Raw genomic sequence first — 22,364 nt, 5'->3', positions numbered from 1 at the left:
AAGCGCGCCCGGGGGGCGCTCCCCCGGGCGATTCAGCAAAAACTGCAGAATCATGGTTCCCCCTTTTTCTGCAGCCTGGCTGAAGGAAACTAGTCAGCGACGCCGACCACCAAAGCTTCCTGGCACGAAGTCGATGGAAATCCCCCTAACTTAGCTACGGGACGCGACAGAGGGCAAAAGTCATGAACGGAGCAAATCGCACCTCTTGGTTTTCGATACTGACTGTTGGGCTGCTACTGCTGAACCAGGCGGGCGCCCAGGTCATCTTCCACGACCGCTTCGAACCGCCCGAGACCCGATTCGAGGCCACTTGGTCAAACGACACGGTCAGACTCAGCGGTGATTCGGTCAATGCCCTGGAAGATGTGGATGAAGCCGGCGAAGTGTATACCTTCTCGACTGCAGCCCTCGATGCAGCCGGCGTCAGCTACGCATCCGGAGACATCATGCTGATCGACGGTATTGCTCTGCGCCGCGTCGAGTCCGTTTCGCAGTCGGGCGGCTCGACCGTGCTGGTAACCTCCACGGCTGCCCTCAACGAGGCCATCGTCAGCGGAGAGATGGAGTGGAATCTGGATATCGGCTTCGACCAGGTCGCGGCCGGCGAGGCATATGTCCCGGGGCGGGCGGCTGATTGCAGCCCCGGTGGTAACGAACAGACAGTCACTTTCGAGTGTACCGTCGATGACTATACGATGTCTCTGGAACTGACGCGCAACGGCACTACATCAAGCATCGAATATAAGGTCGTCAAAGGCACCGAGGAAGCCAATGCGTCATTCACCGGAACGGGTGTGCTGAGCGAGTTCGATTCATCCGGTGGAGCCACTTTCGACGGCGGCGAACTGACGTCGTTCCAGCATAATACCCAGGACACCCAGATGGACATCAATATCACGCTTGCCGCAGCTGGATCGGGAAGTGCCAGCTTGGACCATGAGATCCCGTTTCCAATCATTCGGATTCCGTTTACTGTCGGGCCCATACCGATGTCGATCGACATCGGCGTACAGTTCGTTGTCTTTCTAAACGTGCCGCTGGAGGCACAGGCTTCGGCCCAGGCAGAGGCCAATTTCAGGTATCGGGGCGACACCGGCTTTACCTACGAAGGATCATCGGTCGAGGCAGGTGGCACTATCAACGGTCACGACATATTCGACGGCATGTTCGATTCCGCCAGTCTTATAGGAGCTTCGGTCGACGCCGGTTTTGGGATAGCCTTTCCCCGGATATCCCTCAGCGTTCTGACCAGCGAGGTGGCCTGGGTACATACCGGCTTCATTGCGGAATCTCACCTCCGCTGGGGCCCGATCTGCAAAATAGGCATCTACAAAGTTGTGCTCGAAGGCGGCTACCAGCTCGAGATAATGGGCGTGGAACTGCTTTCGGAAAAGAAGACTTTCGCTGAAGAAGACAGACGAGAGGAAAGTGATCCGGACCAATGCGCGGAGTACCGTCCGGATGATCAGTGACTAGCGAGAGCACATCGCCAGCGAAAACCTGAAATCACGTATCGCTACGGTAATGAAGGATCTCGTCAATCTCTTTCCGAAGAGAGACTTTGGAATCCCGACGTGATCCGTCGCGAGCCTTTGAGACACCGACTCTAAGCAGCGAGATCCGTATTCGGAAAACTCTTTGGCCGAAGAGCGCAGACTCGAGCATTCAAGCCCAGTGCCGGATATGCCCGCCCGACCGCAGCAAGGCTGACCCATTCAGAAAGGATCTTGGGCGTCTGATTTTCTGAGCGCCGACTCTATGTCTCAGCGCCCCTCTTTTGTCTTGCGCAGTCGATCGAGAGTCGTCTTCGCGGTCTCATCTTCGGGATCAAGCTCCATCACTCGTTCATACGCACTGATGGCAGCCGGGGCCTGACCGGCGGCCTCGTAGGCCTGGCCCAACCTGGCCCAGGCCCGCGTTGACTCGGGGGCGATCCGAGTCACCAGTTGGTAGATCTGAACACTGCCATCCGGCCTGCCCGTCTCCATGAGCATTTCTGCGGCACCATCGAGCAGAGCAGCAACACTCGTTCGATTCGTTGCCAGGAGCCGTCCTATGGCCTGTTTGGCCGAATCCTGGTCGCCGGCCAGAAGGTCGACCAGGGCACCGCCGACCGCCACCAGAAGCTCCGATTCGCCCTCGGTCCGGTCCATGAGTTCGCATGCCCTCGCGACTTCACCGCCGGCGGCTGCGTACAGTGCGGCCCGGACCAGATGCTCGGCGTCGACGATCCCGGTCAGGGTGCCGTCGTCGTCCCGGACCGGCCAGTAACGTGCGTGGCTGTCCTCCTCGTGCAGCGTGCCGTCGGGCTGAAGGTAGAGGCGAAACGTGCCTGCAAACGGGGCATCAAAGACCAGGTGACCGTCCGCCGCCGTGATCTCCACGGTGCCCCGCTCCGGCAGGCCTAGAGAAGCAGGGGGATAACGCCATTCACCGACGAATTCGGAGAGTGCGTCGTCGCCAACGGAGGTTATCAGCGGATCGGATTCAGTGGTTACGGGCGTCAGCTCCGGGTCGTCGACCGGGTTGCCCGTCCGTGCCGCGAGGACGTCCTCGATCAGATCCAGCAGCTTGCCGGAAGGCGTGAACTCGAATTCATACGTGTTCGACCGGTTCACGATCACCACGTCAATATCCCGCAGCACGGCGATCATCTGGTTACCCGTGCCCCGTGCTGCGTACATGCCGTGCTGGAGGAAACGAGGCTCGAGTGCCGTCCACCACATGAAACCGTAGCCCCAGGCCTCATTATCAAACGAGTAGGTGGCGGTGCTGCGACGGACCCAGTTCCGGGAGAGGATCCGCGTGTCGCCCCACAACCCTTCCCTTGCAAACAGTAGCCCGAAACGGGCCGCGTCCCGTGCCGACATCCGGAACGGATAAGCCGGGTAGCGGGATTTGTCCCGCTCGTAGGCGTAGTAGCCGTCGGAAACCCGCCAGTCCTCCATGCCGAGCGGCTCGCCGAAGTGCTTGTCCAAGGCGGTGAAGACCCCGGCACCGGTCTCCTGCCGGAGGATGAACGCCAGCGTATTGAAGTCCCAGTTGTTGTAGGCGAAGTACCGGCCCGGCCCCTCACTCCCTCGAGGCCGCGAATCTGTCCGACCGGCGTACGCCGCGGGGTGGAAGACGCCCGACCGGGCTTTCAGCAGATCCAGAATCCTCGCGTTGCGCTCCGTCTCGAGTAACGGGGCCGGGCGGTCATCGATCCCGAGATCCGAGAGCCGTTTGTTGAGTTCGATCTCGCCCCGGTCCCAGTAGATTCCGTACAGCGCGGACAGGAAACTCTTGCGCACCGAGTGAGCCTCGAACCGACGGTCCACCTCGCCCCAGGCGGCCACCACCGCACCATCAGCCACGACCATGAAGGCCGACGACGGCAGCGCTTCCCAGCTCTTTCTCGCCGAGTCCAGCCGTTCCGGATCGAACCCGGCCTCCTCGACCTCCGCATACCTCATCCACGTCTCACCGGGCACTCGCTGGGCGTTGAGTTCTCCCGAGAGGACCAGGGCCAGTGCCAGGCTCATCACCCCAACCAGCCGACGGTGGTGTCGCTTGCGAAACTCCATGAGTGTCCTCCTGTTCATCGGCAGCCAGACAAGAACGAGCAGGCGCTCGCTCGAAGGGCATCCATTGAACTGCGCGTCACAGACAGTCGCTCTTTCCAACGCCTGAAGGTCGCGTCTAGCGCACAAGCGCACTTCTTCAACATGCCCCATCTACCCCGGCCTCACCCCATCGACCGAAGGCTATAGTTAGCCTAAACCCCCAGCCCATTGATTTCAAAGAGGATTTATCCCTCCGCAATTTGTAGGAGATTTCCTACAGCCAGTTACCACACCTACAAAAAGTTGAACGGTGCCTGAAATGAAGAAATGCCAATGACTCAACTTGAGGGCTATTCACCGAGCGCGTATGCTGGTTTATAGCCGGTTTGAGTACCGGTTCACGTTGAATCAATTGGGGAAATTCAATTGAATCAACTGGGGTCGTCAATGAAGAAAGTAAGATCGCGTTTATCCCGATTCGGGATACTGTTCGTTGCTCTGCTGCTTTGCCTGGGCCTGGTCGCGCCCGCCGCATTCGGCCAGGTGATTTTCCAGGATCGTTTCGAGCCCCCCTGCGCCGACTGCCCGGATGCCTTTGACCACTTCACCATCGAGGTGAGCCCGAGCCCGCCGGTGGCCGGGCTCGACTTCACCATGAACGTCACGGCGTACCGGTCGGGGGACGACTCCGAGGTCATGACGAGCTACGACGGCACGCTCTCGGTGACCGCCTCATCGGGCGCGCTCACGGGCGAAACCGACACGCAGCCGATCACGGCCGGCACCGCCGAGCTCAAGCTGCAGCACGATACCGCGGCAGAGGACGTCGTCCTTACCGTGACCGATGACATCTTCCCGGAACTCACCGAGTCCCTCACGGTAACGTTCGTTCCCGAGGGAGATGTGGCCGGCTCGCGCGACGTGGTGATCAGCGAGATCAACTGGTACGGCAATGGAATCGATAACGCAGACGAGTGGATCGAGCTTCGCAACATCTCCGGCGGCGAACTCAACCTCGCCGGCTGGATGATTGAAAATGCCGGGACGAGTGGCGGCGCCGTGATCCTCGACTCAGGCACGGTGCTCGCCGACGGCGATTATCTGGTGGTAGGTCAGATGCAGGGCGCCGATGTCGATGGCGAGCGCACCTCGCTCACGGGGGTCGACGGGGTGCAGATTCAAACGATCAGCCTCGGCAACGGCGGTGAGCAGCTCACGCTGCGCGACGTCGACGGCAACATCGTTGACGCGACGCCGGCCGGTGAGTGGCCCGCCGGCAATCAAGACCAGTTGATGTCGATGGAGCGCTTCGACAACATCACCGGCGGCGGGTACGGCGACGGGGAGTCCGCCGACTCCTGGTACACCTGGAACCAGTCCGCCGGCGTCGATACGACCCACCCCGCGTCGGCCGATCACGGCACACCGGGCGCCGACAACAGCGATCCGTTCCCGCCGACGATGTAGCCGAGTTTCAATAAACATCGCGCTGGCTTGCCAGCCGGCGCGCGTTTTCTACCGATCAACGAAGCCGCTGACGGTACTTTTCGGCCAGGGCCTTGTGGTGATCACCCAGGTCGACTTGGCGTCCGTCGATGAACAGCGCTTCGACGGCATGTTCACGGTAGTCGAGAACATCGCCACTGCTCACCAACAGCGAGGCGGAGTAGCCCGGCGCGATACGGCCGATTTGATCGCCCACCCCGAGCATTTCCGCCGGCGTACGGGTAATCATGGCCAGCGCGGCCTGTCGGTCCAGACCATGGGCCACCAGGTAGCCGGCGGCAAACGCCAGGTTGCGGGTATCCCAGTAGCCGCTGTAGGCCAGCGCCGTCTTCACGCCCGCCTCGTGGAGAATCGCCGGCGCCCGGAAGGCAGCGTCGTAGCCATCCCCGTCGCGGATCGGCATGCCGAACGTGGCGGTGTAGACGACGTCGACCTCCGCGGCGGCCAGCTCATCGGCCAGACGCCAGGCATCACGCCCGCCCACCAGCGTGAACGCCAGCTCCTCGGACTCGGCAAAGCGCATGGCCTGCTCGATCTGGCGCAGATCGTCAGCATGAATGAACAGCCGCAGGTCCCCGTCGAACACACCGCGCATCGCCTCGAGACGCTCGTCGCGAGGCGTTTCCTCGTCGGCCGAGCGTCGAAGGTGATAGGCACGCGCCTCATCGAAGAAATCGAGCAGTTCCCGGCGTTCGCGCTGGGCCCGCTCGACCGGATCGGAACCCGAAGACCCGCCGAACCACGACCAGCGGGGACGCGGTGAAGGCCAGCGCACGTGCAGCGCGTCGTTTGCCTTGACCAGGGCGTCTTCCCAGTGCCATCCGTCGGTGTGCATCAGGCTGCTGCGCCCGGAGACCAGGCCGTCCTGGGGCACGACCTGGACATGCGTCAGGCCGTTGGACCGAACCGTCGGGATGACCTCGGAGTCGGCATTGAATGCAATATGGCCCTGCACCTCGGGCGTGAAGGTGCCCACCTCTCCGGTGTCCACAGTGGCGCGTACTGCCGATATCTCGACCAGGCCGAGCGTGGTGTCCAGCCCGACCAGGCCGGGATAGACGTGCCGGCCGTTCAGCGCCATGACTTTTGCATTGTCGGGCACCGGCAGCGAGCGCCCGACCGCGGCGACGCGGCCGTCACGGATAAGCACGTCACCGTCGCTGATGATACCGTCCTCGCCCTGCTGCGGGTCCATGGTGACGATAAGGCCACCCTGCAGCAGCAGGGCGTCGGCCGGCGCTTCGCCGGGGGCGTAAGGACTGGCCATGAGCTGACTGGTCAGCAACAGCGCCAGTGCGGCAAAAATCCATCGTGTCACTCGGCTCATGCCCCTCATGACTGACTCCCACGGTTGAGAATGGCCCACACGTCGACATTGTGTTCGCAGTGCCATTCGTGTTGGTGTTCAACGTCTTGCTCATCGTCTTCGCGCGGCGCTTCGTCGCCGGCCAGAACGCGCTCGACCAGCGCCTGTTTCTCGCTGGCGGCCGCCTGGCGCAGTTCCTCGTCCTCGCTGCGGCTGAAATAGCGGCGTCCGTCGACCCAGGTCTCGTCGGCCCGCGCGTAGACCGACAGCGGGTGATCGTTCCAGATCACGAAATCGGCCTGCTTGCCCGGCTCGAGCGAACCCACGTACTCATCGATCTCGAGCTGCTTGGCCGGGTTGATCGTGACCAGGTCCAGCACCTGCTCCTCGGTAACGTTGTCGCAATAGGTCAGCGACTTGGCCGCCTCCTGGTTCAGTCGCCGGTGCAGGTCAGCGCTGTCGGAGTTGACCGAGGTCAGCACGCCGGCTTCCATCATCAAACAGGTGTTGTAGGGAATGGCGTCGATCACCTCGTACTTGTAGGCCCACCAGTCGGCAAAGCTCGACGCCCCGGCGCCGTGCTCGGCCATCTCGCTGGCGACCTTGTAGCCCTCGAGAATGTGGGTAAAGGTCTTGATGGTGAAGCCCATCGATTCGGCCAGTCGAATGAAGGCGAGAATTTCGGAGGCGACGTAGGAGTGCACGTGCACGAAGCGCTCCTCGTTGACCACTTCGGCCAGGGCCTCGAGCTGGTAATCGACCCGCGGCGGCGCGGTGTCGCGACGCGCCCGGCGGGACAGATCGTTGTAGGCCTGGTGGCGCTCACGATAGGCCACTGCCGCGTCGAGGGCGGCGCGCATCAGCGTGTTCACGCCCATGCGCGTTTGCGGATACCGGCTGTCGACGTCGTCGCCCCAGTTGCTCTGCTTGACGTTCTCGCCCAGCGCGAACTTGATGCTGGGCGGGGCCTCATTCATTTTCAGTCCCTCGGCGCCCTGCCCCCAGCGCAGTTTGATCACCTGGGCCTGACCGCCGATCGGGTTGGCCGAACCGTGCAACAGCTGCGCGATGGTGGTCCCGCCGGCCAGGCCGCGGTAGATGTCCACGTCGTTGCCGGTGACCACATCGGCAATGCGCACCTCGGACGTGACCGGGTGCGAACCCTCGTTGACGCCACGCGAGATGGCGATATGGGAATGCTCGTCGATCAGCCCCGGCGTGACGTGCCGGCCCTCGGCATCGATCACGAGGGCATCTCGCGGAGCAGCGAGATCCTCGCCCACTTCGCGGATCAGGCCGTCGCGCACCAGCAGGTCGGCGTTCTCGAGCACGCCCTGCTCGCCCTGCGTCCAGATGGTGGCGTTGCGCACCAGCACGTCGCGCTGCTGCGGCAACTCGGCGCGGCCGAAGGCCTGGTTGGGGGAGACGATGCGCGAGACCGGGGCGCGATCCGCCGTTTCGCTCTCTTCGGATGGGTCATCGTCTTTTTCAGCGGCGACTTCCGCACGGCTCAACGCCAGCGCCCGCGTCGAGCCGTCCGGCGCGATCGCCTCGCCGCTCAGGCCGTCGTCGGAGGGGCGCAGCACCAGTCGCGTCGCCTTGGGCCAATCGCCCAGTACCTCCGCGCTGCGGGCACGCAGTTCGCCGAAAGCCACGCTGGCGTCCTTGAAGGACAGCTTGCCGTCCTCGTGCTCGAAGCTGACCTTGAGTTTGTCGCCTCGCGCGGGGGCGATGCTGAGCGTGCCTTCCACACCGCCCACATCGCCGGCGTAATCGCCCAGCAGGGCGCGCTGCTCCATCGCCACTTGCTCGTGGCGGTGCCCATCGACCCAGGTTTCGAGCAGACGCGCGTCGGATTCGAACAGATCGCCGTCGGCGATCACCAGGTTGGCTCGAAAGCCCGGCGCGATTCGTCCCAGTTCACCGTCGGCGCCCACCAGATCGGCCGGCGTTGTCGTCAGGGCCGCCAGCGCCGTGTCGGCCGCCAGGCCGCGCTCGACGGCACGCCGCAGATGAGGCCAGAATTCGTCGGCCTTCTCCATCCCGTGCTGGGTGAAGGCCAGCCGCAGACCCGCATCGGCCAGCATGCCCGGCTGATAGGCCGCGCGCTCCCAGCGGCGCAGCTCGGCCAGCGAGGTATCCAGCACCTCGCCAGAGGTGGCTACAGGCGGCGGCTTGGGGAAGTCCAGTGTCACCAGCACGGGATGACCGGCTTCGGCCAGCGCCTCGGCGTGTTCCCAGGCGTGGGCGTCTGCCCGCAGGATCATCGGCAGGTCGAATTCGGCCGCCAGCGCGCTGGCACGCAGCATTGACTCGGCGTTGCCCGGATCGAACAGCAGGCCGCGACCGAACACGTCCTGCAACGCGGACAGTCCCCGCTGCATGGCCACGGGTTCGTCGAGGAAACGGGTGTCGTCGGCGGCCAGTGCCTGCGGATACCATCGCGCATCGCTGAGCGTCTGGCGAAGCAGCGCGATGCTGCCCATCAACGAACTCGGATAGGCCTGGCTGGAAGCCCCCTTGTTGAAGGCGCCGAAGTGCAGGCCATCGGCGGCGATTACGCGCTCGTTTGCGCTGCCGGGGGCGAGGGAGACCAGCGCGCCGCGACCGCGCAGGATGCCGTCCAGGCGGGCGGTCTGCACGGCGGCGAAACCGTTGCCGCGCCAACGCTCGGCCGCATCGCTGTCGGGCTCGAACGCCGCTACCCAATCGCGGTCGGCATGTAGCGCGGCGTTCCAGGAAACCGCACCGGGCCGCTCGACCTCGTAAATCGGCGGATCGCCCCAGCTCGTGCCGCCGCCCTCGGCGGACGGCACGCCGTACTCGGCCATCAGATCGATAAAGCCGGGATAAACGAAAGCGCCCAGCAGATCGATGCGCTGCACGCCCTGCGGCGGCTGAAGATCCTCTCCGACGGCGACGATGCGCTCGTCCTCGATCACAATCGTGGCGTTCTCCAGACGCTCGCCGGGCTCGGTGACCACCGTGGCGTTGACCAGGGCGTAATGAGAACCTGTGTTGTCCTGCAGCCCCTGGATGGGCGCCTTCGCGGCTGCCGTCACGCCCACAAGAGCCAGGGCGATGGCGAAAAGCCAATGGACGGCCACACGGCAACCGTGTCGTTCAATGGACATGGAATGCTCCTTGGATTGGCAGGCCAAACAGGCCTGCATGACGTAAAGACTCGCGCCGCCCCCTTCTGATGCGGCTCCTTCAGGACCGGGCGTGCCTTATTTGCACGGGCAGTACTTCCTGCCTGTGAAGGCAGTGCCCATGATTCTCCAAGTTTTACGCATTCGCGTCCAGTCGGCGTGAAAAGTCACCTGGTCCGGCTGAATCAAAGCCCCCCGAAGGGAACGCGCTCGTACTCCGGGGAACTTTCGACCAGGTCCTTGAGGATCTGGACGTGCCCTGCGCCGAAGAGCACCAGGATTCGCTCGCGTCCCTGGTCGGCCAGCCGCTGGATATTGCGAAAGATCCGCAGGTTGCGGTTGTACCAGTAGAGCGACAGCGCATCGGCGCCGCCGTGCTCGCCCAGCTTGAAGTCGCCGACCAGGTAGGCACCGTAACCGGCATCGAGCACGTCATCGCGGTTCGTGTAGCGAAGTCCTTCGAGGAGCGTGGCCTTCCTGGCCAGTCGATCCCGGTACTCATACCAGTGTTTATAGCGCTGGGTCATCTCGTCGTCCGACTGGAAGTCGTACGCTTCGGGAATTGCACCCAGATCACGGATGGTCTGTTCGTGGTCCTCGGCAAAGGAGCCCGCATCCGTGCAATGAATTTCTTCCAGACCGATGCGCCTGGCCAGTCGGAATCCGACCTGATATCGCTCGTCGCGCTGTTCCTCCAACTCACCGTCGAGAAATCGCTGATAGCGCTCGCCATAATCCGAGTCTCGGGGACATTCCAGGGCGATCGCATCGGGCTCGAAGCGCTCCAGGTAGTCGAGCAATTCGCCCATCTCGGCCTGGCGCTTTTCAGACAACACGTCCACCCGGTTCGACTCCTCGGTGACGTGGGCATCCAAGCCGGGATAATCGAAATGCCAGGTACCGACCAGGAGCACCTTCGTGGCGGGGGCGCCTTCTGGATTCAGGAAGTGCTCGGGCGGCAGAAAGTCGCCATCCTTGCGTACCGGATTTTCATCGGCAAGCGCCACCGTAGCCACCACGGCCATAAGGATTGCAGTCATTGACTTCATGAAGCTCTCTCCTTACTGCGCTGATCGTGCCATAACCCTAACAATTATCGTGGATGATGAGATGGACGCCTCCCCTTTTTACTCGGCGTCGCGATGCGCCACACTGGTTAGACGTAACCACCAGTCAAACAAAGAGGAGGCGTCCATCATGCATATTAAAGTTCTCGGTATCGATTTGGCAAAGAACGTCTTTCAACTGTGCGCGATCAACCAGGCCGGCAAGGAGGTCTTCAACCGGCAGGTGCGCCGGGCAAAGCTGGCCTCGACCGTCTCTAACCTCGAGCCGGACCTCATCGCCATGGAAGCCTGCTCCAGCGCCCACTACTGGGGCCGCCGTTTCGAGGCGATGGGTCACCGGGTAGCGCTGATCCCAGCCCAGCACGTGAAAGCCTTCGTCCGGGTCAACAAGAGCGATGCGCACGATGCCCTGGCCATCGCCGAGGCCAGCCAGCGGCCCAATCTCAAGACCGTGCCAGTCAAGTCGCTCGAGCAGCAGGATCTGCAGATGATCAGCCGGCAGCGCCAGCGCTGGATTCGTCATCGCACGGCAGTCGTCAACCAGATCCGATCGACCGGGCGCGAGTACGGGGTCTCGATCCCGCTCGGCTACCGGGCGTTGAAGCAAGCGCTGCCCGACGTCCTCGAAGACGCCAGTAATGAACTCACGCCCGTCGCCCGGGAGCTGATCGCGGAGTGGGCCGAGGAGTTACGGCAGCTCGACGACAAGATCCACGCCGCCCAGGAGCGGCAGAAGACTCTGGTTCGGGATAATCCCGCTGCGAGCGCGCTGCAGGACGTCCCCGGCTTCGGGGCCGTGAACAGCGCGATCGTGCTCAGCGCCGTCGGCGATGCTCGCCAGTTCAGCAATGGCCGGCAGATGGCGGCCTGGATGGGGCTGGTGCCCCGCCACACTGGGACCGGCGGCAGAACCCGGATGCTGGGCATCAGCAAGAACGGTGACCGCGAACTACGAACGATGATGATCCACGGCGCCCGAGCGGTCATCCGCTGGGCCGACAGGCGCGACAATGCGCTGGGGCGCTGGGTAAAGCGGCTCCAGGCCCGGCGCGGCCACAACAAGGCCGTCGTCGCCCTGGCCAACAAACTCGCCCGGATCGCCTGGGTGGTGATCGCCAAGGGCGAGCGCTTCGACATGAACAAAGCCTTCAGCGGCTAGTCGCTGAGGACCGAACAGGAGTCACGCCAACGAGTTTGCTCGACCTGATGAACAAACGGTCATCCGCCCTCGCAAGAGCCTGAGTAAGGACAGAGGTCACTACACCGAGTGGATGTCTAGGCGGCGGGGGACGGATCTCATCATGGCGCGGAGCCAGAATCAGGTTCCACAAAGACGCCGAATATATGTCCGCGAACCGTATCCCTCATCAGGTTGACAGACCGGAGGCGTCCATATATGTCCTGGTTTTTCGCTCGAAAAGCTGGAGGATATCGTAGAACACCGGGTCGACAGCCAGCCTCGGCCAGCCCGTCGTCGATGGTCAGGGCCAGGTCGGCGTCAGGTCTTGGCTTGCAACGGCGCATAGATCACCATGATCTTGCGCATGGACAGTAGCATTTAGAGTGCGTAGGGTTTGCACCTATATATCTCCAACAGCGACCGGTTAAAATCAGGCCAGCACGTGATGAATCAGCCAACACAGGCGCCTCTGCGGGCCGAGCTCAAGTTTCTGGCCGACCTGTCGGCACCCCTGGTCTACGTGCCCTCGAAGGGAGGTGGCGACCAGACCGAACACCTCGGCAATTACCGTAATCACGAAGTCGAGATTCACGATGCCAGGAAGGCGTTGCCCGAAACCGATCTGGATATCGAAGGATTCATGCTGATTGCGCATCGAAGCGAAGTCGGCGACTTCTACAACGACTCGGCGCTGACGTCGACCTACCATCCCGAACTGACCGGCCTGATCAAGCGCGTGACGGGCGCGCAACGGGTCGAGGTCTTCGACGACACCCGACGAAGTTCCTCGGTTTCAAGTCAGCAGGCCCGCGGCTCGCGAGATCCCGCCAGCATCGTCCATAACGATTACACGCACGACTCGGGTCCGAGGCGACTCGATGATTTCTTCAGCGACTCACCGGCTGAGGCGACGGAGCTGAAGCAGAGACGGTTTGCAATCATCAATGCCTGGCGACCCATCGCTGCGCCGGTACTCGACCACCCACTGGTGCTGTGCGACGCAAGCACAATGCGGGAAGACAGCCTCGTAGCCGTGGAACGGCGCGGGGAGGACCGGATCGGTGAGCTGCAGGTGGCTCTTTATGATCCGGCGCAGCGCTGGTACTACTACCCCCGAATGGGTTGCGACGAGGTTCTGCTGTTCAAGACCTACGATTCGGCGCTCGATGGGCGCACTCGTTTCACGCCGCATTCTTCCTGCAAGGATCCGCGAGCACCCGGCGACGCCCCAGCGCGAGAAAGCCTGGAGACGCGTTGCCTGGTGTTCTTCTAGAGTTACGAGTTGGGGGAAGAGGAGCCCATCCTCTCCCGAGCATGAAGGTATTCAGCTCCCGCTTCATCCTTTCGGGCGCACTGTCCTGAGGCCCGGGCGGCATCGCGCGAGGCCAGCCCACGGGCGATATACTCCCGCTACATATTCCGATGCTCGATCTACCGCCTGAGGGATTCTTCGACAAATTCGCCGAGCGACTCCCCGTCGTGAAGCACACTTTCCATGTCCTGGCGGAGCTGCGGTATTGCCCGAAGAGGTGGAATGGTGGCCGACTTCTTCGCCAACATGATTTGGGATGCCCTAGTCGCTTTTCTCACTCGCCAGATAGGCGTACTTGTCGAGCATCTGGCTGAGTGATTCGTTGCGATTCGGGCGATCGAGCTCGCGGCCGATACGTTCTTTCCGGTATTCCAGGCGCTTCACGTAGGCCATACGAAGATCAGCGGGTGGGGCGGGCTCGCCAAGCGCTTCCAGAGTTGAGGCTGCTCGATCATTCCCCCAACGAGCCGCGCGCCGATAATGCGAAACAGCCGCGTCGCGCCGGCCCGACATCAACTCGAGGCGAGCAAGCGCCAGCATGGCAGGCACAAACTCCTGGGCGACTGCCTGCTGCCACCATCGAGCGGCTGCAGCAGCGTCATCCCGATGGAGCTCAAGAACCCCAAGATTGTGTTGAGCGTCGGCACCGCCCGCTTTAGCAAGCTCGCGCCAATGCGATTCGGCCGAGGCATAGTCGCCGCTGCGAAATGCTTCGTTACCCTTGATTAATGAGGACTTGCCGCATCCTGCGAGCAGCGTGACGCAAATCGCAAGCAGCCCCAGACTTTTGATGATGTTGATCATGACAGCGCCCAAATATTTCTGCCTTCCTCCAATACTAGCTTAGCCATTCATACCGGGCAAATAGCGCTGAAACAGGTGAATGGCGACTGTCCGGATTTTCCCTCTTCACTGCTCAAATCTGTCACAGAAGATGGCATCGATGACTCCGCACGCCATGATGGCGTCACTCTGAAACATGAACACCGCGCCGTCCTCCTCGTCGCTGGTGGTGTCATCCCAGCGCTGTGCACCCACCAGGATGCGCCCGTCATCGTAGTCCACGTCGGAGCCGAACAAGGCATTGAAGAAGTCCTCCGCGGGCGGCGGGACCAGAAAAGCAATTTCTTGCCAGCCCGCACCAAGGTCAGCATAAGCGTAGGCCTGGTTCGCGCCGGGCGCCCCGACCATCAGCACGCCATCGTTTAGCACCACAACTTCGCCATAACGATCGATCGAATCGGGCGTGCTCGGGGCGATCTGGTCAATCTGCCCGAAGTTACCGGCGCCGCCCACGTCGCGGTGAAACAGATGCACGGACCCGGAGTTCGACGGGCTCGGGGCATCGTTCCCGTTGGTCGCGCCGACCGCGACGATGTCGCCCTCAACGGCAACACTCACGCCGAAATTGTCGTCGGTGGCCTGGCCGACAGGCACAAGCGTCTTGTCGAAGTCCCAGGTCCCACTGGCAAATCGATATATATAAACGGTCTCGTCCACATCGTCACCGACGGCAATGGTGTCTTCGGCACCCGAGACCGATATGCCGAAGTTGTTGCCGCTCGCAGGCGAAGGCGCAATCAATGTGGCCTCCAGTCCCCAATTACCCGACCCGCCCAGGTCGCGGCGAAATACCAGCACTGCCCCCGCATTGCCGATGGCACCAACGTTTGACGGCGCGGCGGAGACCACCAGCAAATCGTCCTTGAGGTCCATGTCACGCGCCATGCCGCGAATGGTGATATCTGGAACGTCCGGTGCTTCCTGGCTACCCGCCAAAATCCAGCTGCTTCCATTACGGTGGTAAAGGTCGAAGCGGTTGTCCGAGTAATACCCTACGGCTGCCCAGTCGCCGTCGACGGCGATGTCGTCGCCGAAGCGGAAGGGAGTTTCGCCGGTGGTCGCCAGCGGCGACAAGGGCCCGAACTGACCTGAAGAGTCAACCTCGCTGCGCCAGGTCCGTCCATCGAAACTGTTGGCTTGCGGTGCGCCGAACCAGGCGGTGTCGCCAGTGAGCGCTACGGCGCGGCCGAGTTGGCCGCCATCTGAGGCAGGGTCGATTACTCGAAGTTCGATCATGTCGGTCAGCTGAAAATCAGCCGCAAGCAGCGGGCTCGCTGCCAGCACGGAGAGCAGAATCAGTCGTTTCATGTTCGTCACCTTGGTTGCCTTCTTGGTCATCCCAAACCCGCAGGCCTCGAGACAACATGGCGGCGCGGGCAGTTACAAAATCCGGCGCAATGCCGGATACCCACCCTTTATGAAACATGATCTACAGCCCGAAAACCGTCGAGTGCCCTATTTCTCCGTTCAGAGCAGGGACTTACGAGTCGAACGAAGCTTGCATACATAAGTTATAACGAGGACTTCTCGCAAAAACGGACACCCACACCGAAAATAACTCGCAATGAGTCGGGAAACCGACAACAGCGGCGCTTCCAGGGTTCTTCTCATGATCCTTTTGGCCGGGGTGTTCACAGTCGCCGCGTTATTGTCTCGTTAGTTCAAAATCAACAGGAACCACAATGAATGACGAGCGACATGCACTTTCATCACCATTGTTCCGCGCGCTGGCAAAGATCGCGTTCACTTCGGTCATGGTGACCCGAGCAACCGACGAGCACGGCGCCTCCGAGATCGTTTACGTCAACGACCGGTTTACCGACCTGACTGGATACAGCGGCGACGAGGTGATGGGCGAGACGCCGGGCATGCTGCAAGGTCCCAGGACCGACCGCGAGGTGCTCGAGCGGCTGGAAAAGGAAGTGGCCGAAGGTCGCGTATTTCATGGTCGCACCATCAACTATCGCAAGGACGGCAGTGAATTCGAGATCGAATGGAAGGTCGAGCGCGTAATTGACATCGATGACGTGACTTACTATATCGCGGTGCAGCGGGAAGCCCCCTGAGAACGAATCACCCCGGAATGCCATGACAGACAAGGCTGTGCTCATCATTGGCGCAAGCAAAGGGATCGGCCGGCATGCGGTCGATTACGCGCTGAAACGCGGCTGCTCGGTACGGGCAATGGCGCGCGGCGCCGCGAACATCAAGCGCGAACACGAACGACTCGAGAAGTTCTCCGGCGACGCGACCGATCGGGACGACGTACGGCGCGCGCTAAAGGGCATTAACGCGGTGATTTTTGCACTGGGGATGCCCTCCGGCCCCACTCGGCTTTTTCGGCCGGTCACTGTGTTTTCCCGCTCCACCGAAATCCTAGTCGACGAGATGGAGGAAAACGGGCCGAAGCGCCTGGTCGTGGTGACGGGTTTCGGCGCCGGGGCAAGCCGCAGCGCGATGAACATAGTCGAGGAAACCGGGCATCACCTGCTCCTCGGCCGCGTGTACGCCGACAAGGATGTGCAGGAGAAGATCGTCGAACGCAGTGGTCTGGACTGGACGATCGCGCGTCCCACGATTCTGACCAATGGCCGGGCGAAGGGCAAATACAAGGTCCTGACCGATCCGGAATCCTGGCGCAACGGCCTGATCTCCCGGGCCGACGTTGCGGAGTTCCTGGTCGAGCGAGCGCTTGACGGCAAAAATCTACACCAAGCGCCGGTGTTGGCGGATGGGTGTTCCTCGGAATCCTGAAGCCGGCCGGAAGTGAATCTGGAACACGCAGGATTCATAGTAAATGAAAAGGGCTTCCGGGTAATCTGCGCTCAAGACACTATGACAAGAGCAGCGTCTCCCGGGAACTCACTGTTCGGCCTTCGAATGCTCACCCTTGCCCGTAAGCGTGGCACCGAGCGAAAGAATCGCCACGATAATTGCGCCGATCACGACGCCGAGAAACCCGTCAAGCAACAGTCGCGTGACCGGCTCAAGCGCTACGGTCAATGCTGCCCAGCCCTTGAAGAGGTGCTCCATCCAGGGGATGTTGTGCGAGAAGATGCCGCCGCCGACCAGAAACATCGCGAGCGTGCCCACGATCCCGAGGCCCTTCATTACCACCGGTGAGGCGTCGATGAGCCACTCTCCGAATCGGCCGATCCCGCCACCGCGTTTCGACAGCTGGACACCCAGGTCGTCGATCTTGACGATGCCGGCGACCAATCCGTACACGACCAAGACCACGAGCGCGCTGATGGCGATGAGCACGCCGAGCTGTACGCTCAGCGTCGCTGCGGCAACCGAGCCCAGCGCGATGACGATGATCTCGGCCGAAAGGATGAAATCGGTGCGGATGGCACCCTTGATCTTCTTCTTCTCGAAGGCGACCAGGTCGACCTTGGGGTCTCGAAATGCCTTTTTCAGCTGCTCCTTCTCCTGCTTATCGGCTTCGCTGTGGAAGAGCTTCTGGTGAACCTTGTGGGCACCCTCGTAGCATAAAAAGGCACCGCCGAGCATCAACAGCGGCACGATCGCCCACGGGATGAAAGCGCTGATCAGCAGCGCAGCCGGAATCAGGATGATCTTGTTGAGAGTCGCGCCCTTGGCGACGGCCCAGATGACAGACAGTTCGCGCTTGGCCGAGATGCCGGTGACCTGCTCGGCATTGACCGCCAGATCGTCCGCAACCAGCGTCGCAGTCTTCTTGGCGGCGACCTTGGTCATCACGGAGACGTCATCGAGCAATGTGGCGATGTCGTCGAGAAGACTGAGTAAGCTTGCTCCGGCCATGCAATATCCCTTTTCGTCGATCGGACAATCAGTCTGTCACAGTCGGGTCGACTCGTGGCGCCTTCCTACACAGCCGAAACATTGGGTATCCGGGGCTATTTCCTGCTCATTTATCCGCTAGATCTCAATCACCATCTTTCCCAACTGCCGGCCCCGGGCGTAACGCTCGAAAACCTCTCGCAGGTCTTGCAATTGATAGGGCCCATCTCGGCAAATCATGGCCTTCATTTTTACGCCTTATCCGGCCTATCCCTTAAACCCATTTTCCATTACCAAAGTGTCGACATTATCGGGCTGGAGACCGCGTGCCTTGAGCATGCTTCCGGGATCACGCCCGTATTCGAAATACGCCGGCGCAACGCGCCATGATGAGCATCAACATTGCCAGCAAGGCCACTGACCACGGGGTCAGCGAAGGAACCGGCGCAGCACTGCCGGGCGGGCCGATGGGCGGCTCGCCTGAGGGCTCGTTCTGAACCTGGACGTTCTGCTGCGATTGCGTCGTACCGGCGCCGAAACTCAACCCGCCGGGAGACGGCGCGGTTACCGTTGCCTGGTTATCCACCGAAACGACGGACGCCGGCATGACGGCCTGGTAGGTGAACTCCAGTGCGGTATTGGGCCCAAAGGTCGCGATCGTGGCCTGAAGGCCCGTGGGATCGCTGGTGATCGGTGGACACACGGCCGTACCCTGCGGATTGGGAATGAATCCAGAAGTGCTGATGTCGATGCAACTCACGTTGATATAGCCGCCGGCGTTGGCGGGCAGCAGCGCGGGCGGAAAGGGGTCGACAAGCACGGCGCCATCGGCAGACGCCGAACCGATATTCACCACGGTGACTGTGTAGGTAACGGTATCGCCCGGCTCGGCCATCTGTGGCGATACGGTCTTCTGGACGCTCAGCTCCGGCGCCGGGGGCGGACAACTGGTCGCTGTATCCTCCGCCGGTATCCAGCCATTGGGATCGTTCGGGGCATTGAACTTCGCCCGATTGAATATGCAGCCGAACATGCTGGTCGGGTTGGCCAGTTGAGCGGTGATCACAAACTCGATGCTGCCCCCGGGAGGGAAGGTTCCGTCGCCGGCCGCGCCCCACTCGTGGTCGATGTGCAGCGGATTGGACAGCGGCGAAGTCGCCCCCGAAGCCGGCGTCTGCACGCCCGGCACAACCGGAGTGGGCGGACACTGGGCGCCGCCGGTAATAACCGTGCAATCGACACTGACAATCGAAGCGTTGACCCCAAAGGCAAAAGTCTCGTCGACGAAACGCGGGATATCCAGGGTTTCGCTGGTCGATGCGTTGGTTAGGGTGACGCTCCAACTGATCTCGCCGCTGATCGGAATACTTGTGTCGCTGGCCGGCGGCAGAATGGCTTTCTCGATCTCCAGCGCACCCGGCGTGCAAGGCGGCATGCCGATGTATTGATCGACGATGCTCTGCGGCGTCGAAACCAGGTCGCCGGCGGCGTTGACGTAGCGCGCCGTGACATTGTTGCTGGTCAGCTCGGGGTCGTGGCAGCGGTTGAGATGGACCGGCATGGTAAAGGGCACGATATAGGTCAGCGTGCCCTCCGGCGCCAGCGGAACCTCGCTGTCACCGCCGTGCAGCCCCGGATCGTAGCTGAGCGTAAACGAGTTGATATAGCCCGTCGTCAAGAAGCTGCTGGCCATATCGTGACAGTTCTCGCTGGCAGGAACGGCCGTACACGTGATCCCCCAGTCCGACAGGTCGCTGCCGCTGTGCACGAACCCGCTCTGCGGCGTATTGGCCAGGCCGGGCAGATTGAAATTGAAGTCGTTGAGCTCACCGAGCGGAACGGCATTGACCGTATTCGGATTGGTCACCACGATCTTGTAGAACACTTCGGTGCCGTCGGTGATGAAGTCGACCGGCGCCTGCCCGATGAGTGGTGTGCCCGCCGCGGCGTCGGCCGCGCTGGCAAAGGGGCCGGATTTCTCGACCTCGATGAACGACTGTGGTGACCCACCGGGACAAACGTCCAGGCCGGTAACAGGTGCCACGGTCTGCAGCCCGTTGTTGCCGAAGAAGGAACTGGCGCCCGTTGCGAACGGCGGCGGCTCTGGTGGCGTGGCCGTGCTGTAAATCGGGTCGTACAGCGCCGGCGAGGGAGACGCCTGGCCGCGGAGATCGATCTCGGCGGTATTGCTGCCCCAGCAGGTCGTGCGCGAAATATCGACCGGCAGGGAAATGGTGACCGACGCGCCCGGGGGCAGTGAATCAATCAGCGATGCAAAGCGAAAGTGGCTGTTACTCGTCGAGACGATCCCGCTGTTGAGTGCCGCCGACGACGGGCAAAGACCGACTGGCGAGGAACTGCAGCTTAGCGCTCCGAAGCTGTGGGCGAATGCCAGGCTGTGGTGCTCGAACTCGAAGGCGACGTCGGTGGCCGTTCCGGCCGCCGGCCCGGTGCTCAGGTTGGTCACCGTGACTTCTTGCACCCAGCTGGCCTCGCCGTTTCCGTCCAGCACCGGTGCAGCCGGGACCGACTCGGTCGTGAATTCGATATCAGCCACTTCGCAGTTGCCAGCTACTTCGGTGGTCACCGTGGCCGTGTTGTCGGCCGGGCCCGGCGGCACCAGGTCGGTGCCCTGCAGGCCCTGGACGCTGAACTCGAAGACCAGGTCGCGCACACCGGTTTCAGGCGCACTCACACACACCGGATCGCCGACGAGCACCTCGGCCCGGAAGCGCATCACGCCACCGCCGGTCGGACCATCGAGCGTACCGGGCAGGTTGGCCAGAAAATCGCCGGTGGGGAACCCGGAGACCGGCGCACTATTCTGTGGGCTGCTGGGCGTCGGAACCGGGATCAACCCGGTCGACGGGCAGGTTTGCCAGGGCGCCGGCGAGGCGGGAAAAACCGAAGCCAGCGGATAGCTGCCCAGCGAAGACGATACGCAGTCGATGCTCAGCAGCTCTGTATTGGGCAGCGTCGAACCGTTGGCGCCGAAGGGATGGTTTGAAACGCTCAGCGGAGACATGCTGCCGGCCTCGCCCCGGATCTCGATATCAAGATTCAGCAAGTCGGATGGCTGAAGGCCGAAGCTGTAGAGCTCGAATTCGTATTCCACCACCTGTCCGGGCGTGGCCGTAGTCGGCGCCTCGACGATATCGACGGCGTATTGCACATCGGGTGGAAACAGGAAGACGTTGGTCGTGCTGCCGTTGGTCACGGCATTGCTTTCGGTTTCGGCCGCCGTGACATCAGCGGAAACGAGAAAGTTACCGGTCGGCACCCCGAAACAGGCCGGTTCGCCGGCATTCGATGAGGGACAGTGCACCTCCGTCTGGAAGTCGATCCGTGCCTGGCTGAGGGCAGGAATCTCCGGCAAAGTCACGCTGAAAGTCTGGCCGCTACGCACGAATGCCCCCGAAGGCGCAGTACCCGAGCCCGGCGGACACACGGCCGGACCGTTCGGGTTGGCACCGGGCTGGGCCAGACAGGTGGCGCTGTCTTCGAACGGCGTCTCGGCGATCGGATGCTCGACGACCAATTCGACATTGGTAGCGGTATCAGGGCCGTTATTGGAAACGGTGACGGTGAATGACTGCATGTCCTGCGACATGTAGGCAGGCTGGTCGCCAGAGATGTTGACCACAAGGTCGACGTCCTGGGCACGAACTTCATCGGCGGTCAGGCCACTTGCCACAAGGGCAATGGCAAGAATAACGGCCACTTTGGCCAAAAGCGTTGTTGTGCGCACGGGGCTCCCTCATGATGCAATGACGGCTACAGCATGAAATCGCCGATGCCCCGCCTTGCAGGTTCGAGTTGTTATTGCTATCGAGCATAGCACCCGAACCCCGGGCGCACCATATAGCCGGGAGCCCGACCTGATAGCCCAGCCCTGATCAGGCTTCCCGTTACACGGAAATGAGCCGGACGCCAGCCCATGCCGCTTGAATTTCGTTCTCCATGGGCCCATTCAGTGCACTTGTCGCAGCAGAAACCACCCCTGAGCTTGTACGACGATTCCATCAAAGCCGCCTCCATGATGGAGGGGCTCTCGGTACTGCACGAAGCTCGCCTGGACCAGGCGTTGCATCGCTTGAGGGCCAGCGGTGCGCGCCGGGTGGTCGATCTCGGCTGCGGCGCAGGCTTGCTATTGCACCGCCTGGCCAATGAGGAACAGCTCGAACAGGTCGTCGGCCTGGAACCCTGCCCGCACACGCTGGCAAGGGCACGGCAACTGGTGGCAAGTGACTCCCGGCTGTCATTCCCCCAACTGAGGCTGATCAACGGTTCCTGCACCGAATCGCAACCGTCTCTGCACGACTTCGATGCCGCGGCCATGGTGGAGACCATCGAACACATCAATCCGGGGAAACTATCGGCGATGGAGCGGGTTGTATTCAAAGAAATGCGCCCGCGGGTCGTTTACGTGACCACACCGAACCGCGAGTACAACGGCCTGTACGGATTGCGCCACGGAGAGTTCCGCGAGTCCGATCACAAGTTCGAGTGGGATCGCGCCCGGTTCGGCCAGTGGGCGCAAGGGGTCGCCCAGCGCAACAGTTACCGCGTGACACTGGAAGGCATCGGCGAAGAAGACCCCGATTTGGGCCCGCCAACCCAGGCCGCGTACTTTTCCCGCATTGACTGAGTACTGCCTCGGTTACCAGAGCAGCCGAAGAAGCGCCGCC

General features: G+C 62.0%; 16 protein-coding genes. 7 read left to right on the top strand and 9 right to left on the bottom strand.

Going from position 1 to position 22,364, the window contains the following annotated elements:
* Positions 1-182: 182 nt before the first annotated feature.
* The gene (locus tag ACDC66_RS08170) at positions 183-1,472 is read left to right on the top strand and encodes a hypothetical protein (RefSeq protein ID WP_376696212.1); all 1,290 of its coding nucleotides are present in this window, start codon (positions 183-185) and stop codon (positions 1,470-1,472) included.
* A gap of 291 nt (positions 1,473-1,763) precedes the next feature.
* On the opposite strand, the gene ACDC66_RS08165 is transcribed toward ACDC66_RS08170, so the two are convergent.
* Positions 1,764-3,566, bottom strand: coding sequence for a serine hydrolase (locus ACDC66_RS08165; RefSeq protein WP_376696211.1), 1,803 nt, complete (start codon positions 3,564-3,566; stop codon positions 1,764-1,766).
* A gap of 426 nt (positions 3,567-3,992) precedes the next feature.
* Here ACDC66_RS08165 and ACDC66_RS08160 point away from each other — a divergent pair, with 426 nt between their 5' ends.
* On the top strand, positions 3,993-5,012 hold the full coding sequence (locus tag ACDC66_RS08160) for a lamin tail domain-containing protein (RefSeq protein ID WP_376696210.1): 1,020 nt from the start codon (positions 3,993-3,995) through the stop codon (positions 5,010-5,012).
* 55 nt (positions 5,013-5,067) lie between these two features.
* On the opposite strand, the gene ACDC66_RS08155 is transcribed toward ACDC66_RS08160, so the two are convergent.
* From ACDC66_RS08155 to ACDC66_RS08145, 3 genes are all read right to left on the bottom strand, one after another.
* Positions 5,068-6,387, bottom strand: coding sequence for an amidohydrolase family protein (locus ACDC66_RS08155; RefSeq protein WP_376696209.1), 1,320 nt, complete (start codon positions 6,385-6,387; stop codon positions 5,068-5,070).
* Positions 6,384-9,491 (bottom strand): amidohydrolase family protein, encoded by a 3,108-nt coding sequence (locus tag ACDC66_RS08150; RefSeq protein WP_376696208.1) that lies wholly within the window; start codon positions 9,489-9,491, stop codon positions 6,384-6,386. Before ACDC66_RS08150 ends, ACDC66_RS08155 begins: the two co-directional genes overlap by 4 nt.
* Before the next feature lie 203 nt (positions 9,492-9,694).
* The gene (locus ACDC66_RS08145) at positions 9,695-10,558 is read right to left on the bottom strand and encodes a DUF5694 domain-containing protein (protein ID WP_376696207.1); all 864 of its coding nucleotides are present in this window, start codon (positions 10,556-10,558) and stop codon (positions 9,695-9,697) included.
* Positions 10,559-10,706: 148 nt separating this feature from the next.
* Here ACDC66_RS08145 and ACDC66_RS08140 point away from each other — a divergent pair, with 148 nt between their 5' ends.
* Positions 10,707-11,735: an IS110 family RNA-guided transposase gene (locus tag ACDC66_RS08140; RefSeq protein ID WP_376696206.1), complete on the top strand. Its 1,029-nt coding sequence runs from the start codon at positions 10,707-10,709 to the stop codon at positions 11,733-11,735.
* 466 nt (positions 11,736-12,201) lie between these two features.
* Complete coding sequence (locus ACDC66_RS08135; protein ID WP_376696205.1) at positions 12,202-13,029, top strand: CmcJ/NvfI family oxidoreductase; 828 nt, start codon at positions 12,202-12,204, stop codon at positions 13,027-13,029.
* A 158-nt stretch (positions 13,030-13,187) separates the two neighbouring features.
* Here ACDC66_RS08135 and ACDC66_RS08130 read toward each other — a convergent pair whose 3' ends face one another.
* From ACDC66_RS08130 to ACDC66_RS08120, 3 genes are all read right to left on the bottom strand, one after another.
* Positions 13,188-13,316: a YlcI/YnfO family protein gene (locus ACDC66_RS08130; protein ID WP_376696204.1), complete on the bottom strand. Its 129-nt coding sequence runs from the start codon at positions 13,314-13,316 to the stop codon at positions 13,188-13,190.
* Positions 13,317-13,329: 13 nt separating this feature from the next.
* The gene (locus ACDC66_RS08125; RefSeq protein ID WP_376696203.1) at positions 13,330-13,872 is read right to left on the bottom strand and encodes a hypothetical protein; all 543 of its coding nucleotides are present in this window, start codon (positions 13,870-13,872) and stop codon (positions 13,330-13,332) included.
* Between the two features lie 105 nt (positions 13,873-13,977).
* Positions 13,978-15,249, bottom strand: coding sequence for an FG-GAP repeat protein (locus ACDC66_RS08120; RefSeq protein ID WP_376696202.1), 1,272 nt, complete (start codon positions 15,247-15,249; stop codon positions 13,978-13,980).
* A gap of 344 nt (positions 15,250-15,593) precedes the next feature.
* Here ACDC66_RS08120 and ACDC66_RS08115 point away from each other — a divergent pair, with 344 nt between their 5' ends.
* Both ACDC66_RS08115 and ACDC66_RS08110 read left to right on the top strand, forming a co-directional pair.
* Positions 15,594-15,977 (top strand): PAS domain-containing protein, encoded by a 384-nt coding sequence (locus tag ACDC66_RS08115; protein WP_376696201.1) that lies wholly within the window; start codon positions 15,594-15,596, stop codon positions 15,975-15,977.
* A 22-nt stretch (positions 15,978-15,999) separates the two neighbouring features.
* Complete coding sequence (locus ACDC66_RS08110) at positions 16,000-16,665, top strand: NAD(P)-dependent oxidoreductase (RefSeq protein ID WP_376696200.1); 666 nt, start codon at positions 16,000-16,002, stop codon at positions 16,663-16,665.
* A 108-nt stretch (positions 16,666-16,773) separates the two neighbouring features.
* Here ACDC66_RS08110 and ACDC66_RS08105 read toward each other — a convergent pair whose 3' ends face one another.
* Both ACDC66_RS08105 and ACDC66_RS08100 read right to left on the bottom strand, forming a co-directional pair.
* On the bottom strand, positions 16,774-17,697 hold the full coding sequence (locus ACDC66_RS08105; RefSeq protein WP_376696199.1) for a DUF808 domain-containing protein: 924 nt from the start codon (positions 17,695-17,697) through the stop codon (positions 16,774-16,776).
* 328 nt (positions 17,698-18,025) lie between these two features.
* Positions 18,026-21,424 carry a COG1361 family protein gene (locus ACDC66_RS08100; RefSeq protein ID WP_376696198.1) on the bottom strand — a complete coding sequence of 1,133 codons (3,399 nt, stop codon included), beginning with the start codon at positions 21,422-21,424 and terminating at the stop codon, positions 18,026-18,028.
* Between the two features lie 258 nt (positions 21,425-21,682).
* Between ACDC66_RS08100 and ACDC66_RS08095 the strand changes: the two genes are divergently transcribed.
* Positions 21,683-22,324, top strand: a complete 642-nt coding sequence (locus tag ACDC66_RS08095) for a methyltransferase (protein ID WP_376696197.1) — start codon at positions 21,683-21,685, stop codon at positions 22,322-22,324.
* Positions 22,325-22,364: the final 40 nt, after the last annotated feature.

The organism is Wenzhouxiangella psychrophila (genome assembly GCF_042310375.1).
GTDB lineage: Bacteria > Pseudomonadota > Gammaproteobacteria > Xanthomonadales > Wenzhouxiangellaceae > Wenzhouxiangella.
This window is presented reverse-complemented; position numbering and strand designations above follow the sequence as displayed.

What these genes read in the sequence shown, in the direction of transcription:
- ACDC66_RS08170 (WP_376696212.1), top strand. Translation starts at nt 183, where the DNA reads ATGAACGGAGCAAATCGCACCTCTTGGTTTTCGATACTGACTGTTGGG.
- ACDC66_RS08165 (WP_376696211.1), bottom strand. Translation starts at nt 3,566, where the DNA reads ATGGAGTTTCGCAAGCGACACCACCGTCGGCTGGTTGGGGTGATGAGC.
- ACDC66_RS08160 (WP_376696210.1), top strand. Translation starts at nt 3,993, where the DNA reads ATGAAGAAAGTAAGATCGCGTTTATCCCGATTCGGGATACTGTTCGTT.
- ACDC66_RS08155 (WP_376696209.1), bottom strand. Translation starts at nt 6,387, where the DNA reads ATGAGGGGCATGAGCCGAGTGACACGATGGATTTTTGCCGCACTGGCG.
- ACDC66_RS08150 (WP_376696208.1), bottom strand. Translation starts at nt 9,491, where the DNA reads ATGTCCATTGAACGACACGGTTGCCGTGTGGCCGTCCATTGGCTTTTC.
- ACDC66_RS08145 (WP_376696207.1), bottom strand. Translation starts at nt 10,558, where the DNA reads ATGAAGTCAATGACTGCAATCCTTATGGCCGTGGTGGCTACGGTGGCG.
- ACDC66_RS08140 (WP_376696206.1), top strand. Translation starts at nt 10,707, where the DNA reads ATGCATATTAAAGTTCTCGGTATCGATTTGGCAAAGAACGTCTTTCAA.
- ACDC66_RS08135 (WP_376696205.1), top strand. Translation starts at nt 12,202, where the DNA reads ATGAATCAGCCAACACAGGCGCCTCTGCGGGCCGAGCTCAAGTTTCTG.
- ACDC66_RS08130 (WP_376696204.1), bottom strand. Translation starts at nt 13,316, where the DNA reads ATGTTGGCGAAGAAGTCGGCCACCATTCCACCTCTTCGGGCAATACCG.
- ACDC66_RS08125 (WP_376696203.1), bottom strand. Translation starts at nt 13,872, where the DNA reads ATGATCAACATCATCAAAAGTCTGGGGCTGCTTGCGATTTGCGTCACG.
- ACDC66_RS08120 (WP_376696202.1), bottom strand. Translation starts at nt 15,249, where the DNA reads ATGACCAAGAAGGCAACCAAGGTGACGAACATGAAACGACTGATTCTG.
- ACDC66_RS08115 (WP_376696201.1), top strand. Translation starts at nt 15,594, where the DNA reads ATGAATGACGAGCGACATGCACTTTCATCACCATTGTTCCGCGCGCTG.
- ACDC66_RS08110 (WP_376696200.1), top strand. Translation starts at nt 16,000, where the DNA reads ATGACAGACAAGGCTGTGCTCATCATTGGCGCAAGCAAAGGGATCGGC.
- ACDC66_RS08105 (WP_376696199.1), bottom strand. Translation starts at nt 17,697, where the DNA reads ATGGCCGGAGCAAGCTTACTCAGTCTTCTCGACGACATCGCCACATTG.